The organism is Tahibacter caeni (assembly GCF_024609805.1).
Lineage (GTDB): Bacteria > Pseudomonadota > Gammaproteobacteria > Xanthomonadales > Rhodanobacteraceae > Tahibacter > Tahibacter caeni.
Map to the genome: position 1 here is coordinate 1 of NZ_JANFVR010000558.1, position 1853 is coordinate 1853.

2 protein-coding genes are annotated in these 1853 nt (G+C 69.8%); both read left to right on the top strand.

Annotated elements, in window-relative coordinates; all coding sequences use genetic code 11:
* Positions 1–173: 173 nt before the first annotated feature.
* Positions 174–1055, top strand: coding sequence for a translation elongation factor Ts (gene tsf / locus NON22_RS23750; protein WP_257389456.1), 882 nt, complete (start codon positions 174–176; stop codon positions 1053–1055).
* 108 nt (positions 1056–1163) lie between these two features.
* A partial coding sequence (locus tag NON22_RS23755; RefSeq protein WP_257389458.1) for an NAD(P)H-dependent flavin oxidoreductase occupies positions 1164–1853 on the top strand: 690 nt, incomplete at its 3' end.

The window sequence follows — 1853 nt, forward strand, 5'->3', positions numbered from 1 at the left end:
GCGCCGCGCGGCCGCAACGGCGGCGGCCGTCCGGCCCCGCAGGGCGAGTAATACGGCCGGGCCGGGCGCCCGCAGCGCGCCCGGTCCGCGTCATGATGCTGTCGTGACGCGGCCACACGATCCCGTTTTCCCGGCGCGACGCCGGTCGCCGCCACAACTATTTCGAGGTTTACATGGAAATCACCGCGAGTCTGGTCAAGGAACTGCGCGAGCGCTCGGGCGCCGGCATGATGGAGTGCAAGAAGGCACTGACCGAGAACGCCGGCAATATCGACGCGGCGATGGAATACCTGCGCAAGACGGGGCTGGCCAAGGCTGACAAGAAGGCCGGCCGCGTCGCTGCGGAAGGCCGCATCACCCTGGCCCAGAAGGGCGGCAAGGCCGTGCTCGTCGAAGTCAATTCGGAAACCGACTTCGTCGGCAAGGACGAGAACTTCGTCAACTTCGCCAACGCCGTCGCGCAGATCGCGCTCGACACCGGCGCGGCCGACATCGAGGCGCTGAAGGCCGCCAAGTACAGCGACGGCAGCAGCACGGTCGAAGAAGCCCGCGCCGCGCTGGTCGGCAAGGTCGGCGAGAACGTGCAGCTGCGCCGCCTGGTCCGCGTCGACGGCAGCAACACCGTCGCCGGCTACGTGCACGGCGGCCGCATCGGCGTGCTGGTCGAACTGACCGGCGGCACCGAAGAGCTGGCCCGCGGCATCGCCATGCACGTCGCCGCGATGAACCCGCCCTACGCGAAGCCGTCCGAAGTGCCGGCCGACTTCATCGCGAAGGAAAAGGAAATCGAGCTGGCCAAGATGACCGACAAGGACAAGGCCAAGCCGGCCGAGATCCTGGAGAAGATCATCAGCGGCAAGATCGCGAAGATCATCAACGAAGTCACCCTGACCGGCCAGCCGTATGCGCTGAACACCGATCTGACCGTCGAAGCCGTCCTCAAGAAGGAAGGCGCCGACATCGTCGGCTTCAAGCGCCTGGCCGTCGGCGAAGGCATCGAGAAGGTCGTCGAAGACTACGCCGCGGAAGTCATGAAGCAGGCCGGTCTGGCCTGATCGCGACGCGGCATCCGCCACGCCGTACGAAAGAAGCCGCGGGAAACCGCGGCTTTTTTCTTTTGGCGGACTCGTTCATCCTCGAGCTCCCGCCTCGGAGGAATCGCCGTGCCCCGCCACGAGACGCTGCTGCGACAGCTCGCGATCCGCCATCCGCTGATCCAGGCGCCGATGGTCGGCGTGTCGACGCCGGAGCTCGCGGCCGCCGTTTCCGAAGCCGGCGCACTGGGCTCGCTCGGCACTGCGGCCGCCGCCGTCGACGAGATCGCCGCGCAGATCCGCCGGACCCGCGAACTCACGTCCCAGCCGTTCAACGTCAACCTGTTCTGCCACGCACCGGCCGTCGCCGACGCCGCGCGCGAGGCGGCCTGGCTCGCCTGCCTCGCGCCGGAATTCCGGCTGTTCGGCGCCTCACCGCCGGCCGTGCTGCGCGAGATCTATCGCAGCGCGCTCGGCAACGAGGCGCTGCTCGCGATGCTGCTCGCGCTGCGGCCCGCCGTGGTCAGCTTTCATTTCGGCCTGCCCGACGCGGGCTGGATACCGGCGCTGCGCGAGGCCGGCGTCGTCACCCTCGCCGGCGTGACCGATCCCGACGAGGCCGCTCTGGCCGAGCGCGCCGGCGTCGACGCGCTCGTCGCCCAGGGCTACGAGGCCGGCGGCCATCGCGGCATCTTCGATCCGGCGCGGGACCTGCGCCTCGGCACGTTCGCGCTGGTGCGCCTGCTCGCGCGCCGCTGCGCGCTGCCCGTGGTCGCGGCCGGCGGCATCATGGACGGCAGCGGCATCGCCGCGGCGCTG